Genomic DNA, 16,312 nt, shown 5'->3' with positions numbered 1-16,312 from the left:
GGACCCCACCGGAATCGGCCACGGCGTGGCTTATCCTCCCGGCACTTCTGGAGGAGACGGCATGCCACGATCCATCGCCCGGGCCATCGGCGCCGCCACGTTCGCGCTGCTTGCCGTGCTGGCTGCAGCGCCCGGCCCGGCCCGCGCTGCCACGATCACGTCGGTCAGCCCGCAGGGCGAGGTCGCGCAGGTGCGCCAGGTCACGGTGAAGTTTTCCGAGGCGGTGGTGCCGTTCGGCGACCTGCGGCTGCCCGATCCGCTCGGCGTGGCCTGCGAAGGCCCGGCGCGCGCCGGCTCGGGCCGCTGGGCCAACGACCGCGTCTGGCTATACGACTTCCGCGAGGCGTTGCCGCCCGGCACGCGCTGCACGTTGAAGGCGAAGTCCGACTGGAAGCCGTTGAACGGCGCGCTGACCGGCGGCACCGAGTTCACGTTCAGCACCGGCGGCCCGGCCATCGAGTCGACACAACCCTACGCCGGCAACCAGGTCGAGGAAGACCAGCACTTCGTGCTGCGGCTGACCGGTGCGGCGGTCGAGTCCACCGTGGCCGCCCATGCGGCCTGCGAGGTCGACGGCATCGGCGAACGCATGCCGGTGCGGGTGGTGACCGGCGCGGTCCGCGACGAGATCCTGAAGGCGCGCCAGCTCGAGAAGCAGGCCGAGCGCATCGTCGTGCTGACCTGCCAGCGCCCGCTGCCGCCCGACGCCGCGTTGCGCCTGGTCTGGGGTGCCGGCATCGCGGCCCAGGTCAACCCGAAGATCGTCACGCGCACCGAGCAGCGCCTGAACTTCCGCGTGCGCAAGGCCTTCACCGCCGAGTTCAGCTGCGAGCGCGAGCGTGCCGAGGCGCCGTGCCTGCCGATCCGCCCGCTGACGCTGCGCTTCTCGTCGCAGCTGCCGCGCGAGCTGGCGGCGGCGATCCGGCTGCAGCCGGCCTCGGGCAAGGCGATCGCGCCTGAGTTCGATGCCGACGACAAGGCGGCCGAGGTCGACAGCCTCCGCTTCCCGATGCCGCTGCCCGAGCGCAGCACCTTCACGATCGAGCTGCCGCGCAACCTGAAGGACAGCTCGGGCCGCGCGCTCGCGAATGCCGCGAGCTTCCCGCTGAAGGTCGCGACCGGCGACGCGCCGCCGATCGCGAAGTTCGCCGCCGCGCCGTTCGGCGTCATCGAGCTGAACGCCGATGCGATGCTGCCGGTCACGCTGCGCCATGTGCAGGGCGACCTGCGGCCGGCCGCGGGCGGCGGCGCGGTGCGCATCAAGACGCTGCGCACCGATGCCGACATCCTGCAGTGGTATGCCCGCGTGGCCCGCTACCACGAGAGCCGCATCACCGCGAAGGAGGCCGGGCTGCCGGCCGCGCAGCACTACGAGACCGAGCGCGTCGTCGACGGCAAGGGCCGCAGCAAGGAGATCCGCCGCGAGCGCGTCGTCGAGACCCGCGAGCTGTCGCTGCTGAACGGCGGCGCCGACGTGAAGCGCATGGACCTGCCGCAGCTCGCCGGCGGCGACCCGCGGCCGTTCGAGGTGGTCGGCATCCCGATCGCCGACCCCGGCTACCACGTGGTCGAGATCGAATCGCGCCGCCTCGGCGAGGCCCTGCTCGACAAGAAGGCGCCGATGTACGTGCGCGCCGGCGTGCTGGTCACCAACCTGGGCGTGCACTTCAAGCTCGGCCGCGAGAACAGCGTGGTCTGGGTCACGACGCTCGATCGCGGCAAGCCGGTGGCCGATGCCGACATCGCGGTCAACGATTGCCGCGGCCAGCGGCTGTGGGCCGGCCGCACCGATGCCAACGGCCTGGCGCGCATCGAGCAGGCGCTGGAGCGGGCCGGCGAATGCCCGGCCGACGGCGGCTTCTTCGTCACCGCGCGCAAGCCGACGCCGAAGGGCCTGACCGACACCGCCTTCGTGTTCAGCAGTTGGCAGAAAGGCATCGAGACCTGGCGCTTCAGCTTCCCGACCAGCAACGATGCGCAGCCCGACGTGCAGGCGCACACGGTGTTCGACCGCACGCTGCTGCGTGCCGGCGAGACGGTGTCGATGAAGCACTTCATGCGCCGCGAGACCAGCAGCGGCCTGGCCGCGGTGCCGGCCGAGAAGCTGCCGACGCGGCTGAAGATCGTGCACCAGGGCAGCGGACAGGAAGTGACGCTGCCGTTGAGCTGGAACGGCACGCGCAGCGCGGCCTCGAGCTGGAACATCCCGCCGGCTGCCAAACTCGGCGTGTACGACGTGACGCTGGAGCGCGAGGGTGGCGGCGACCGGGAGCGCAGCAGCTGGTCGGCCGGCAGTTTCCGCGTCGAGGAGTTCCGCCTGCCGCTGGTCGATGCGCGCGTCAGCGGGCCGAAGGAGGTGCCGGTCGCGCCGAAGGAGCTGCCGATCGGCGTGCAGCTGAACTATTTCGCCGGCGGCGGGATGGCGCAGGCGCCGGCCCGGCTGACGGCCTTGCTGCGCAGCCGCGCGAGCGGCTTCGCGGGCTACGACGAATTCAGCTTCGAGCCGCCGCGTGATCCGAAGCAGGCCGCGCGCAGCGATGACGGCGACGAGGGCGCGCCCGAGTCGAGCGGCAAGGTGGTGGCCGACAAGCTGCCGCTGACGACCGACCGCGACGGTGCCGCGAGCCTTACCGTGAAGGACCTGCCGGCCATCAAGCGGCCGAGCGAGCTGGTCACCGAGGTGACCTTCAACGACCCGAACGGCGAGGTGCAGACCGCGTCGACCACCGTCGCGCTGTGGCCGAGCGCCGTCGTGCTGGGCGTGAAGACCGGTTCGTGGGCGAGCGCGCGCGGCCAGGTGAAGCTGCAGGTGCTGGCGCTGGACACCGCCGGCAAGGCGATCAAGGGCCAAGCGGTCGAGGTGCGCGGCCGGCTGTCGCAGGTGATCAGCACGCGCAAGCGCATGGTCGGCGGCTTCTACGCGTACGACAACCGCACCGAGGTCAAGGAGCTCGGCACGGTGTGCAGCGGCAGCACCGACGACCGCGGCCTGCTGCTGTGCGATGCGGCGCTCGAGAACGCCGGCCAGGTCGAGCTGATCGCGAAGGCGAGCGACAAGGCCGGCCACGTCGCCGAATCGGCCGCCAGCGTGTGGGTCACGAAGCAGGGCGAGCTGTGGTTCGCGCAGGACAACGACGATCGCATCGACGTGCTGCCCGAGAAGAAGAGCTACGAGCCCGGCGAGACCGCGCGGCTGCAGGTGCGCATGCCGTTCCGCGAGGCGACCGCGCTGGTCAGCGTCGAGCGCGAGGGCGTGATCGCGACGCGCGTGCTGACGCTGCGCGGCGACGACCCGACGGTCGAACTGAAGATCGAGAAGTCGTGGGGCCCGAACGTCTACGTCGACGTGCTGGTGCTGCGCGGGCGCATCCGCGAGGTGCCGTGGTACTCGTTCTTCAGCTGGGGCTGGAAGGAGCCGCTGAACTGGGTGCGCTCGTTCTGGTACGAGGGCCGCGAGTACCAGGCGCCGACCGCGATGGTCGACCTGTCGAAGCCGGCCTTCAAGCTCGGCATCGCGGCGCTGAAGGTGGGCGTGCAGGAACACCGGCTGGACGTCAGCGTGACGGCCGACAAGCCGCAGTACGCGGTGCGCCAGACCGCGAAGGCGCGCATCAAGGTGCTGCACGATGGCAAACCGCTCGCGAACGCCGAGGTGGCGTTCGCCGCCGTCGACGAGGGCCTGCTGGCGCTGCGCCCGAACGATTCGTGGGACCTGCTCGGCGCGATGCTGAAGCCGCGCGCGCTCGGCGTGGAGACCGCCACCGGGCAGAGCGAGATCATCGGCAGGCGCCACTACGGCCGCAAGGCGGTGGCGGCCGGCGGCGGCGGCGGCAAGAACGCGACGCGCGAGCTGTTCGACACGCTGCTGCTGTGGAAGGCCCAGGTGGCGCTGGACGCCAACGGCGAGGCGGTGGTCGAGGTGCCGCTGAACGATTCGCTGACCAGCTTCCGGCTGGTCGCGGTGGCCGATGCCGGCGTGCAGCAGTTCGGCAGCGGCAGCACCAGCATCCGCGTGACGCAGGACCTGCAGGTGCTGTCGGGCCTGCCGCCGCTGGTGCGCGACGGCGACCGTTTCAGCGCGATGCTGACGCTGCGCAACACCACCACACACGAGATGAAGGTGCGGGCCACGCTCGCCGGCAGCGCGAACAGTGGCGGCGAACGGGGTGCCGACATCGTGCGCACGCCGATCGAGCTGCCGCCGCAGGAGGCAGTGCTGCCGGCCGGCGGCGCGAAGGAGCTGACCTGGCCGGTCGACGTGCCGGCCGAGGTGTTCAGCATCGCGTGGGAAGCGGGCGCCGAGGAACTCGCCGGCAGCGACAAGGCGAAGGACCAGGCGAAGGACAGGCTGAAGCTCACGCAGCTCGTCAGCGCCGCAGTGCCGGTGCGCGTGCTGCAGGCGACGCTGTCGCAGCTCGACGGCCCGTTCACGCTGCCGGTGGCCGCGCCGGCCGATGCGCTGCCGGCGAGCGGCCCCAAGCGCGGCGGCCTGAACATCGGCGTGCAGCCGAAGCTGACCGGCGCGCTGCCCGGCATCCGCCGCTACTTCGAGACCTACCCGTTCATCTGCCTGGAGCAGAAGACCTCGAAGTCGGTCGGGCTGAAGGACGCGAAGCTGTGGGCCGGCGTCGCGAACGCACTGCCGACCTACCTCGACAGCGACGGGCTCGCGAGCTATTTCCCGCCGCGTGCCGAAGATGGCGCACGCGGCAGCGACCGGCTCACCGCCTACGTGCTCGCCGCGACGAACGAGGCCGGCTTCGAGCTGCCGCCGGCCGCGCGCGACAGCATGCTGGACGGGCTGACCGCGTTCGTCGAGGGCCGCATCGAACGCAAGTTCTGGTCGCCGCGGGCCGACCTGGACGTGCGCAAGCTCGCGGCCATCGAGGCGCTGTCGCGCTACGGCCGGGCGCAGCCGAAGATGCTGGGCTCGGTGAACATCACGCCGAACCAGTGGCCGACCGCCGCGGTGATCGACTGGCTCGGCATCCTGCGCCGCGTGCAGGGCGTGCCCGAGCAGGCCAAGCGGCTGGACGAAGTGCAGCAGATCCTGCGCAGCCGGCTCACCTATGCCGGAACGACGCTGCGCTTCAGCAACGAGAGCGACGACTTCTGGTGGTGGCTGATGGACAGCGCCGATGCGAACGCGGCGCGGCTGATCCTGGCGGTGCTCGACGACCCGGCCTGGCGCGACGACCTGCCGCGCATGGTGGTCGGCAGCCTTGGCCGCCAGCGCGGCGGCGCCTGGCTCACGACGACAGCCAACCTGTGGGGATCGCTCGCGCTCGACAAGTTCTCGGCGAAGTTCGAGTCGGCGAAGGTTGCGGGCCGCACGGTAGCCGGCACCGGCGGTGCGCCGGTCGCGATCGACTGGGGCAAGTCGGCCGACGGCGGCGTCGTGAAGCTGCCATGGCCCGATTCGGCCGGCACGCTGAGCGTGTCGCAGGAGGGCTCCGGCAAACCGTGGCTGACGGTGCAGAGCCTCGCGGCGATCCCGCTGAAGGAGCCGATCCGCGCCGGCTACAGCCTCGCGCGCACGGTCACTGCGGTCGAGCAGAAGGACAAATCGAAGTGGTCGCGCGGCGACGTGCTGCGGGTGCGGGTCGAGGTGGATGCGCAGTCGGACATGACCTGGGTGGTGGTCAGCGATCCAGTGCCGGGCGGCGCGACGCTGCTCGGCTCGGGCCTCGGCCGCGACAGTGCGATCGCGACGCAGGGCGAGAAGCGCAGCGGCACCTGGCCGGTGTACGAGGAGCGCAGTTTCGAGGCCTTCCGCAGCTACTACGACTATTTGCCGCGCGGCAAGCACGTGATCGAGTACACCGTGCGGCTGAACAACCCCGGCCGCTTCGCGCTGCCGCCCACGCGCGTCGAGGCGATGTATGCGCCGGAGAGCTTCGGGGAACTGCCGAACGCGGCGGTCGAGGTCGCGCCGTGAAGCTTGCAGTCTGTGCCGCATCGCTGCTGTTCGCAGCGGCCGCGGCGCAGGCGCTGCCGAGCTTCAGCGAGGTGAAGACTGCGTGGAAGCCGTCCGACGTGACGCTGCTCGCCCGCGATGGCACGCCGCTGCAGACGGTGCGCGTCGACAGGAGCGCGCGCCGGCTGGCCTGGGTGCCGCTGCAGGAGGTCTCGCCGGCGCTGCTCCAGGCGATCGTCCTCAGCGAAGACCGGCGCTTCTACGAGCACAGCGGCGTCGACTGGAGCGCGGTCGCGAAGAGCGCGTGGGCCAATGTGTGGAACACCCGCACGCGCGGTGCATCGACGCTGACGATGCAGCTGGCCGGCCTGCTCGACGACGACCTGGCGCGGCCGGTCGGCGGGCGCAGCGTCGCGCAGAAGCTCGGCCAGGCCGTCACCGCGACGCGGCTCGATGCGCGCTGGAAGAAGAGCGAGATCCTCGAGGCCTACCTGAACCGGGTCGCGTTCCGCGGCGAGGTGGTCGGCATCGATGCGCTGTCGCAGACGCTGTTCGGCAAGCACCCGGGCGGGCTGGATGTCGACGAGTCGGCGATCGCGGCGGCGCTGCTGCGCGGGCCGAACGCGACGCCGGCGGTCGTCGCGCAGCGCGCCTGCGGCGTATTGCAGCTGCAGAAGCTCGATTGCAAGGGCGTCACCGCGCTCGCGCAGACCGCGCTGCTGCGCCAGGGCGGCATGCCGCTGGGCGAGCAGCTGGCGCCGCATTTCGCGCGGCAGGTGGTGGGGGAGGGGGCGATGCAGGGGTCGACGCAAGCGACGGTGCAACGCACGACGCTCGATGCGCGGCTGCAGCGCTTCGCCGTCAACACGCTGCGGCGGCAGCTGGCCGAGCTGTCGGGCCGCAACGTCGAGGATGGTGCGATCGTCGTGCTCGACAACGCGAGCGGCGAGGTGCGGGCCTGGGTCGGCTCGAGCGGCAGCTTCTCGGACGCGGCGCAGGTCGACGGCGTGCTGGCGCGCCGCCAGCCGGGCTCGACGCTGAAGCCCTTCGTCTACGAGCTGGCCTTCGAGCGCCGGCTGATCACGCCGGCCAGCCTGCTCGACGATTCGCCCGCGCAACTGGCCACCACCAACGGCCTGTACCTGCCGCAGAACTACGACCACGCGTTCAAGGGCTGGGTCAGCGCGCGCACCGCGCTCGGTGCGAGCCTGAACGTGCCGGCGGTGCGGGTGGGCGCGATGCTCGGGCCCGATGCGCTGGTCGAGCGGCTGAACGCGCTGGGCCTGGCGCTGCCCGAGACCGGCGGCTTCTACGGGCATTCGCTGGCACTCGGCAGTGCCGACGTGAGCCTGCTGGCACTGACGAATGCGTACCGCACGCTGGCAAACGGCGGGCTGTTCTCGCCGCCGGTGCTGCGCGGTGCGGCCGCGACGCCGAAGCGGGTGGCGAGCGCGGCGGCGAGTTGGCTCGTCACCGACATCCTGGCCGACAACGCGGCGCGCGCGCGCACCTTCGGGCTGGACAGCAGCCTGGTCACGAAGGGTTTTGCCGCGGTGAAGACCGGCACCAGCAAGGACATGCGCGACAACTGGTGCATCGGCTTCACCGACCGCTACACGGTGGGCGTGTGGGTCGGCAACGCGAGCGGCGAGGCGATGCACGACGTGAGCGGCGTCAGCGGCGCCGCGCCGGTGTGGCAGGTGCTGGTGCGCGCGCTGCATGACGGCGCACCATCGAAGCAGCCGGCGGTGCCGGCGGGTGTGGTGCCGATGGCGATCCGCTTCGACGACCGGCGCGAGGCGGCGCGCGACGAGGTGTTCGTCGCCGGCACCGAGCAGGCGCTGTGGAGCGCGGGCACGCAGGTGCGCGGCGCGCAGCGCTTCGGCATCGCCAGCCCGCGCGACGGCAGCATCTTCGCGATCGACCCCGACATGCCGCCCGCCGCGCAGCGCATCGTGCTGGAAGGCGAGGCCGGCACCTGGTGGATGGACGGCAAGGCGCTGGGGCAGGGCGAGCGGCTGCACTGGGCGCCGTGGCCGGGGCGGCATGAGCTGAAGCTGACGGGGCGCGATGGGGCGCTGCTGCAGGTGGTGAGGTTCGAGGTGCGGGGGGCGGATGTGCGGACTGCCAATGCCGGCGTGAAGCCGCGCCGGCGCTGAAGGCCGGGCTGCGGTCAGGGAACTCGGGGGAGGGTTGCTGTTACTCAGGGACGCGACGGACGTGGGTCCGTGCGGGTGGCCTGAGGAGTAAGCATGCTGCGGAAAGTGTTCAGGAGGACCTCGAAACGAGACGGGTCGTCGACGGGGACGGGGTATCGCGATGACACGGCCGGGAAGGTGAGGAAATCCCGAGAGAACGCGCGAACTTGCTGCGGAGTGAAGTCCTACGCAGGGCTGCACCCGTACAACATCACCCGGAAAACCCGGAGAGACTTCGCCAACCGGCCTGCGACCGCGTTGCTGATTCACGGTCTCGATTGCGCCGAAAGACTGATGGATGAAGAAGGCAAGGGTCCGAAAAGTGCGCTCAAGGCCCTTCTCGCTTACATCGAATCAATTGGAGAGAGCCAAGCAATCAGAAAGTCCATCAAGCCTTTCCGCGAAGCGTTGAATGAGATGGGCGGGGCGGCAGCGAACCGGCGTGAGATTGACAGGACACGACTCGAGACCGTATTGCAGAACATGCGCATTGAAGTCGTTGATTTGCAGGAGAGGCGGGAGGCGGCGATTGCAACCCTGAGCGGCCGCGGCATCTACTAGGGGCCGTCGCGCGATGTCGCGCTCAGCCCGGTTACCATCCCCGCCGGGCCGCCTCACGCGGCTCACGTCGCTCGGACGGTTCCGGGCGCTCACGTGAAAGTCCTCTTCAATGTCCTCGTCTGCAGGCCAGCGCCGCTTCGCGCGCATCGACCGCCTTCCCCCCTACGTCTTCAACATCACTGCCGAGCTGCGCGCCGCTGCGCGACGGCGCGGTGAAGACATCATCGACATGAGCATGGGCAACCCCGACGGGCCCACGCCGCCGCACATCGTCGCCAAGCTCGCCGAGGTGGCGCAGCGGCCCGACACGCACGGCTACTCCACGTCGAAGGGCATTCCGCGCCTGCGCCGCGCGATCTCGCACTGGTACCAGGATCGCTACGGCGTCGCGATCGATCCCGACAGCGAGGCCATCGTGACGATCGGCTCGAAGGAGGGCCTGTCGCACCTGATGCTCGCGACGCTGGACCGCGGCGACACCGTGCTGGTGCCCGACCCGAGCTACCCGATCCACATCTACGGCGCGGTGATCGCTGGTGCCGACATCCGCTCGGTGCCGCTGGTGCCGGGCGTCGACTTCTTCGCCGAACTGGAGCGCGCGATCCGCGGCAGCTACCCGAAGCCGAAGATGATGGTGCTGGGCTTTCCGAGCAACCCGACGGCGCAGTGCGTCGAGCTCGACTTCTTCGAGCGCGTGGTGGCGCTCGCGCGCAAGCACGACATCTTCGTCGTGCACGACCTGGCCTATGCCGACATCGTGTTCGACGGCTGGAAGGCGCCGTCGATCATGCAGGTGCCGGGCGCGAAGGAGATCGCGGTCGAGTTCTTCACGCTCTCGAAGAGCTACAACATGGCCGGCTGGCGCGTGGGCTTCATGGTCGGCAACCGCGACCTGGTGGCGGCGCTCGCGCGCATCAAGGCATACCACGACTACGGCACCTTCACGCCGCTGCAGGTGGCGGCGATCGCCGCGCTCGAGGGCGACCAGCAATGCGTGAAGGACATCGCCGCGCAGTACCAGCGCCGCCGCGACGTGCTGGTGAAGGGCCTGCACGAGGCCGGCTGGATGGTCGAGACGCCGAAGGCCTCGATGTACATCTGGGCGCGCATCCCCGAGCCGTACCGCGCGCTCGGCTCGCTGGAGTTCGCCAAGCAGATGCTCGCGAAGGCGAAGGTCTCGGTGTCGCCCGGCATCGGCTTCGGCGACCACGGCGACGACCACGTGCGCTTCGCGCTGATCGAGAACGAGGCACGCATCCGGCAGGCGGTGCGTGGCATCAAGGCGATGTTCAAGGCGGATGGGGTGGAGGCGGCGCGGGCGGCCTGACAAACGGCAGCAGGAGCGCGGGAACCGATGGGCAGCCTCCTGTTACTCACGGCACGCAGAGATGAGACGTGTCGTACGTAATTTCCACGGTGCATCGCCCGGATCTCTGCAAGGAACAACCCAACTGCAAGGTCCAGTCATGCCGTCAACCATCAGTACGACACTTTGCTCAGTTCTCCATGTCGCCAGCAGAACCCTGGATGGGTTGAAGAACAGCAACACGGCTCAGCGGGTATGTGCGGGCGTGGCACATGCCAGAAGTTGTGCGCGGGAGGCGGTGAAACTTGTCCAGAAACCGGGCCGTGACCTGGTGCGACACGCGAAGAGGATCACCTACGACGCTGCGCTCCAGATGGTCAAGGCAGGCAGCATCACTGCGCAGGGGTTGGGGGGCGCAACAGGCATCCTGGACAAAGCGCGTCGTGACTCTGTACGCCATGCGAAAAGGCTCAGCCATGGAGCCGCGCTCCAGATGATCGAAGCGGGCAACATCACCGCGCAAGGAGCTGGCATTGCAGCAGACGCCGCGGGTAGCGCGATGAAGAAAGTCGCCTCACAAGTTGGACGGGTCGCCCGCAACCTGGAGTCAGCATGCCGTACTGCATTGAGCCAACTGGCGACGAAGATCAAGAGTCGGCAGTACGAGCCCGAGAACTATCGGTACGTCGAGCCTGAAGGCTTCTACCGCGAAGCGTCGAGTTTCCGATCAGATTGCGTGCGGGCTTTTGATGACATGGGGCAGCAGTGCAAGGTCGACGGAGATGCGAAGGCCGCGTACGCGACCTTCTATCGTCACGCCGACTACCTGTCTCAAGAGACTCAACAGGTGTTTCTGGTCGATCACCAGGAATTGCTGTCCATGGTGCAGCTCTATCTGGAAAACCTTTCAATACTGAGCGCGCATCAAGTCAACCAGAATACGGCCGCTTTCACGACGGCGATTTTCAGCATGCGCGACCAGGTTCTCCGCTGGAATCCTGAGCAGGAGTGCCGGGTGGCACTCGACTGAGCACGGCCGACCGTCACCCAGCCCGTGACGAGAACACCGCCTCCAGCGCGGCATCGATCACCACCCCGCACAAGCTGTAGATCAACGACCCGATCAACGCCGCGAAGAAGCCGGCGACCGCCAGGCCGCTGAGCAGTTGCGCCGCGAAATAGAACATCAGCGCGTTGATCACGAACAGGAACAGCCCGAGCGTCAGCACGGTGACCGGCAGCGTCAGCAGCACCAGGATCGGCCGCAGCAGCGCGTTCAGCAGGCCCAGCACCAGCGCGGCCAGCATCGCCGAGCCGAAACTGGTCACCGTGACGCCGGGGTAGAGGTGGGCCACCAGCAGCAGCGCTGCGGCGAGCAGGAGCCAGCGAAGGAGGGTCTTCATCCGCGCGAGCATACCTGCCGCCTCGCGCCGTGGGGTTCCTCCGCTGTGGTCCGATGACCCAGGGTTTTCCGCTCCCCCCAGGGTTAGGGGGAAGGAAATGTCACGCCTTGACACACCGAAGCTGCGCCACCGAGCATCCAGCTTCCCATCAACCCCACGCACAGCGCAGTCGCACGCACCCGTGTACTGCGCTGTCCCGGTCCTGCTTGCAGGCAGTCGGACGGATCGGGTGGACGTGCCCCACAAGGAGTGTCTCGTGTCTATCCGAATTTCCTGGAAGTCCGGGCTGGCCGTCGTTGCCGCGCTCGTCCTGGCCGCCTGCGGCGGCGGAGGCAGCGGCAGCAGCAGTGACGGCGCGCCCGATGCCGCCGCCGGCGCGGATGCGCCGCTCGCCGACGCCCCGGTGCGCACCATTCAGCAGACCGCGCTGCCCGGCGGCCGTGTCGACGTGCTCGACACGCGGCTGTCGAAGGCGACCGGCGCGGTCGACGTGTGGGTGACGCTCACCGACGCGCCGGTGGCCGCCGCCGCCGCGCAGCTCGCCGTTGCCGCATCGACCACCGAACGCACGCTCAGCATGAAGACGCTGCGCGAAGCGCCGCAGGCCACGCGCGAGGCGCTGGCCGCGCACCGCAAGACGGTGCTGTCGCACCAGGATGCGCTGCAGGCCAGCCTCTCCACGTTCGGCGCCCAGGAACTCGGCCGCGTCCACATGGCCCACAACGCCATCGCCGTGCGCGTCGACGCCTCGAAGCTGAAGGCCATCGCCGCGCTGCCGGGCGTCGCCAAGGTGCGCCGCGTCAACCACTACGAGATGAGCCTCGCCGAGACGGTGCCGTACATCGGCGCCACCGCGGCGCAGCAGGCCGGTGCCGACGGTACCGGCGTGCGCGTGGCGGTGCTCGATTCGGGCATCGACTACACGCACCGCAACCTGGGCGGTGCCGGCACGCCCGAGGCCTACCTGAAGGCCTACGGCACCGACCCGAGCGATCCGCGCAACACCACCATCGACCCGAGCGTCTTCCCGACCAGCAAGGTGGTCGGCGGCTTCGACTTCGTCGGTGACGTGTGGCCGAACGGCCCGCGCACCGAAGACCCGAACCCGATCGACTTCCAGGGCCACGGCACGCACGTCGCCGACATCATCGGCGGCAAGAGCCTGGACGGCACCCACAAGGGCGTCGCCCCCGGCGCCAAGCTGCTGGCACTGCGCGTGTGCAGCGCCGTCGCGACCAGCTGCAACGGCGTCGCGATCCTGAAGGCGATCGACTGGTCGATCGACCCGAACGGCGACGGCGATCCGTCCGACGCGGTCGACGTGATGAACCTGTCGCTCGGTTCCGACTACGGCCAGAACATCGACGACTCCACCGAGGCCATCTCGACGGCGGTCGATGCCGGCATCGTCGCGGTCGTGGCCGCGGGCAATGCCGCGAACAAGCCGTACATCGTCAGCTCGCCGTCGATCGCCCCCGGGGCCATCAGCGTCGCGCAGACGCAGGTGCCGAGCGCCGTCGCCTTCGGCCTGAAGATCAACTCGCCGGCCTCAATCGCCGGCACCTACGGCAACACCGCGACGGTCGACTGGGCGCCGATCGCCGGCGGCTTCAGCGGCGACGTGGTGTTCGTCGGCACCGCCTGCCCGGGCACGCCGCTGCTGGCCGACCCGGCCGGCAAGGTGGCGCTGATCGACCGCGGCACCTGCTCGGTCAGCCTGAAGGTGGATGCGGCCGGCGCGGCCGGTGCCACCGGCGTGCTGATCGGCCTGGTCGCCCCCGGCGACGCGGTGTCGTTCAGCAACGGCGGCGGCACGCACTTCGTGCCGACGCTGGTGATCACGCAGTCGACGTCGAACAAGATCAAGGCCAACATCGCGGCACCGGTCAACGTGACGGTCAGCGACGGCACCAAGACGCCGCTGGTCGGCAGCATGGCCAGCACTTCGGCGCGCGGCCCGAGCATCAGCTACCAGACCATCAAGCCCGAGATCGGCGCGCCCGGCGCCTCGGTGTCGGCGGTGGCCGGTGGCGGGACCGAGGAGGAAGCCTTCGGCGGCACCTCGGGCGCGACGCCGATGATCGCGGGCTCTGCGGCGATCCTGATCGGCAAGTACCCGGCGCGCACGCCGCTGCAGATCAAGGCGATGCTGATGAACAGCGCGATGAACCAGATCTACACCAACCCGGCGCTGCTGCCCGGCGTGCTGGCGCCGATCACGCGCATCGGCGCGGGCGAGGTGCGGGTCGACAAGGCGCTGGCGCTGAAGGCCATCGCCTATGAGCCGACCTCGCTGTCGGCGGCGCTGTCGTTCGGCGCGCAGGAGGTGTCGGCCCCGGCCGAGTACGAGAAGAAGCTGGTGGTCGAGAACTTCGGCACCACGGCCAAGACCTTCGCGATCAAGAGCGCGTTCCGTTTCGCCGACGACCAGGCCAGCGGCGCGGTGACGATCTCGGCACCGGGTTCGGTGAAGGTTGCGGCGGGAGGCCGCGCGGTGGTCACCGTGAAGCTGCGCGTCAACCCCGCCAAGCTGCCCGACTGGACGCTGGAGGCCGGCGCGCAAGGCGGCAGCGGCGACCTGTTCGACGCACCGGAGTACGACGGCTACCTGACGCTCACCGCCGGCACCGAGCTGCTGAGCGTGCCGTGGCACATCCTGCCGCGCAAGGCGGCGCAGAACCTCGCGGTGGCAGCGGTGCGCCCGAACTGGCCGGGCGGCATCATCCTGATGGGCAACGTCGGCGCGGCCGACAGCGAGTTCGACATCTTCGCGCTCACCGGCACCAGCAAGAAGGCCGACCCGGCCGAGCTGCCGAAGCCGGGCGACAACTTCGCGTTCGTCGACATGCGCGCGATCGGCGTGCGCTACGTGGCCGATGCGGGGGCGCTGCAGTTCGCGCTGAGCACCTTCGGGCGGCGCGCGACGCCGAACTACCCGGCGGGCTTCGAGGTCGACATCGACGTCGACCGCGACGGCGTGCCGGACTTCGCGGTCTACAACGCGGAGCAGGGCGGGTTCGGTGCGACCGGCATCAACCTGATCAATGTCGTGAACCTGGCGACCGGCGCGGGAGGCGCCTTCTACTACGCGGATGCGGACTTCAACTCGGCGAACATGATCATGACGGTGCCGCTCGCGGCGCTGGGCCTGACGCCGGACCAGCAGTTCGATTTCACCGCGATCGGCTACGACAACTACTACAGCGGCGACGTGACCGATGCGTTCGCCACGATGACCTTCACGCCGTCCAAGCCGCGCTACGCGGTCAACGGCGACAGCAGCGGCATCGTGCGCAGCCTGCGCATCCAGCGCGTGGACACGCTGACGCCGGTGGGCGGCGCGGCGGCGTCGCCGTCGCAGACCGGGTTCCTGGTGATGCTGCGGCGCGAGGCCGGGACTGAGGCTCAGGTGATCGTCGCGAAGTGACGTGAGGGCTTGAACCGACGGGCCGCGTTCGCGCGGCCCGTTTTCATTGGCGCGGCGATTCCACTGGCAGATTCACTGGCAGAAGCGGAGATGGCCGCCATCGACCACATGCAGGTAGACCGACTCGGCCTTGACCGACACGAACTCGACGGCCGATGCGGCGGAGCGAGCGCTGCAGGCTTCCAGCCGGGTGCTGTGCCGAATCTTGTCGAGCATCAACTCGCGCTCGTGGAGGCGACCATCGTTGAAGCCCACTGCGCGATAGGCTTCGCGCGTGTGCACGTAGACCCACGCGGACACGCTGGTGAGCGCGACGCAGGTCAGAACGAGTGTCACGATGGCCCCACGCGGCCAGAGCCGAAGGCCGTTCATCTTGGACATGTGCAGCGGCGAATGACGGGAGTCTGTCCCGAGCGGAATCCCCAGTCATTCTCTGTCACCCCTTTTGGTGAAGCGGAAATGGACCGGCCGTTGGTCGATGCGATGCCGACGTGCCCTTGCCATGCGAGCAGGTCGCCGGGTTGCGCCGGCCCCGTGACGACTGGCCAGCCGGGAACGGTGTAGTCCGACGTTGACAGGCTCTGCGCGCCGGGCGGGTACATCTCCAGTGCACGTGCGAGGACGCCGCCACCGATGTTCGGCAAGTGGTACCCGGCAGTCTCGAATTGCTCGTCGGCAAACAGGTTGCACTTGTAGGTTCCTGGCCCGAATGCCCTGTTGACGTCCGACCGATCGGCGGCCTTGCTCCAGTCGCGCCGGTCCGAGCGCGCCAACTGGAGGACATCGAGCGATTCCCCGCAAGGGCACAGCCCGTTCGGATCGACGTAGCGCAGCGGGTCGTTGTCGGCGTACGTGTAGGTGTTGGTGCCCGCGGCGAGTCCGACGGGATCGGACTGGACATAGCGGGCCAGTGAGGGCTGCGTGATCGCCCAACTGAAGGCGATCAACAGACAGCCGCGTGCGTGTTTCATGAGACACCCCTGATCTTCGAGTTGATAGGAGCGGCGGAGTCTAGGAAGCCGGGTTCGGCGGCTCAACCCGGCCGGATGTCTCACTCGAAAACCCTCACGCAATGAACTGCATCCCCCTCGGTTGACCGCGTTCAAGGTCACACAATGAGAATCATTCTTGTTTATGTTAAAGTTTTTGAAGTTGTTTGAAGTTGTCCCTCGCCGCACCCCACCCCCACCATGGCCGCCGTTCCCGTCTCCGCGACGCCTCCGCCGTTGCCGCCGCTCAGCCGCCGGCCGGTGCGCACCGACGGGCTGTCGCCGGGGCAGTTGCGTGCCGTCGTCGCCGGCATTGCCGCGTTGCACCTGGGTGCCGGCTGGGCGATCCTGCAAGTGCCTGCGGTGCGCGAGGCCGTCGTGCAAGCGGCGCCGATCTTCGTGAACCTGATCGCGCCACCGGCGCCGCCCACGCCGCCGGCGCCACCGCCTCCACCGGTCAAGCCGGTGACGCGCACCCCGCCGCCGCCGACCCCGCTGGTCACCGCTGCGC

The 16,312-nt window shown here is 69.4% G+C and carries 9 protein-coding genes and 1 pseudogene; 7 read left to right on the top strand and 3 right to left on the bottom strand.

The genetic code is table 11. The annotated features are described in order from the left end of the window. The first annotated feature begins 61 nt into the window (after positions 1-61). From AC1D1T_RS07570 to AC1D1T_RS07550, 5 genes are all read left to right on the top strand, one after another. Positions 62-5,938 (top strand): alpha-2-macroglobulin family protein, encoded by a 5,877-nt coding sequence (locus AC1D1T_RS07570; protein WP_477824698.1) that lies wholly within the window; start codon positions 62-64, stop codon positions 5,936-5,938. Beyond that, the gene (pbpC, locus tag AC1D1T_RS07565; RefSeq protein ID WP_477824699.1) at positions 5,935-8,076 is read left to right on the top strand and encodes a penicillin-binding protein 1C; all 2,142 of its coding nucleotides are present in this window, start codon (positions 5,935-5,937) and stop codon (positions 8,074-8,076) included. Before AC1D1T_RS07570 ends, pbpC begins: the two co-directional genes overlap by 4 nt. 216 nt (positions 8,077-8,292) lie before the next feature. Beyond that, entirely contained in the window at positions 8,293-8,676 is a 384-nt protein-coding gene (locus AC1D1T_RS07560; protein WP_477824700.1) for a hypothetical protein, read from the top strand. Between the two features lie 109 nt (positions 8,677-8,785). Then, on the top strand, positions 8,786-10,003 hold the full coding sequence (gene alaC, locus AC1D1T_RS07555; protein WP_477824701.1) for an alanine transaminase: 1,218 nt from the start codon (positions 8,786-8,788) through the stop codon (positions 10,001-10,003). A gap of 139 nt (positions 10,004-10,142) precedes the next feature. Beyond that, complete coding sequence (locus AC1D1T_RS07550; RefSeq protein WP_477824702.1) at positions 10,143-11,012, top strand: hypothetical protein; 870 nt, start codon at positions 10,143-10,145, stop codon at positions 11,010-11,012. Between the two features lie 13 nt (positions 11,013-11,025). Here the strand turns inward: AC1D1T_RS07550 and AC1D1T_RS07545 are convergent, their stop codons facing one another. Continuing rightward, on the bottom strand, positions 11,026-11,385 hold the full coding sequence (locus tag AC1D1T_RS07545) for a phage holin family protein (protein WP_477824703.1): 360 nt from the start codon (positions 11,383-11,385) through the stop codon (positions 11,026-11,028). Between the two features lie 256 nt (positions 11,386-11,641). On the opposite strand from AC1D1T_RS07545, the gene AC1D1T_RS07540 reads away from it, so the two are divergent. Continuing rightward, the gene (locus AC1D1T_RS07540) at positions 11,642-14,812 is read left to right on the top strand and encodes a S8 family peptidase (RefSeq protein WP_477991713.1); all 3,171 of its coding nucleotides are present in this window, start codon (positions 11,642-11,644) and stop codon (positions 14,810-14,812) included. A gap of 72 nt (positions 14,813-14,884) precedes the next feature. Here AC1D1T_RS07540 and AC1D1T_RS07535 read toward each other — a convergent pair whose 3' ends face one another. Further along, positions 14,885-15,193 carry a hypothetical protein gene (locus AC1D1T_RS07535; RefSeq protein ID WP_477827739.1) on the bottom strand — a complete coding sequence of 103 codons (309 nt, stop codon included), beginning with the start codon at positions 15,191-15,193 and terminating at the stop codon, positions 14,885-14,887. Beyond that, the gene (locus AC1D1T_RS07530; RefSeq protein WP_477827740.1) at positions 15,181-15,783 is read right to left on the bottom strand and encodes an RHS repeat-associated core domain-containing protein; all 603 of its coding nucleotides are present in this window, start codon (positions 15,781-15,783) and stop codon (positions 15,181-15,183) included. Before AC1D1T_RS07530 ends, AC1D1T_RS07535 begins: the two co-directional genes overlap by 13 nt. A 219-nt stretch (positions 15,784-16,002) precedes the next feature. On the opposite strand from AC1D1T_RS07530, the pseudogene AC1D1T_RS07525 reads away from it, so the two are divergent. Beyond that, a pseudogene (locus AC1D1T_RS07525) lies at positions 16,003-16,312 on the top strand (energy transducer TonB); the annotation flags it as partial.

The sequence above is a fragment of the Rhizobacter sp. P2_H3 genome (assembly GCF_056403355.1).
This window is presented reverse-complemented; position numbering and strand designations above follow the sequence as displayed.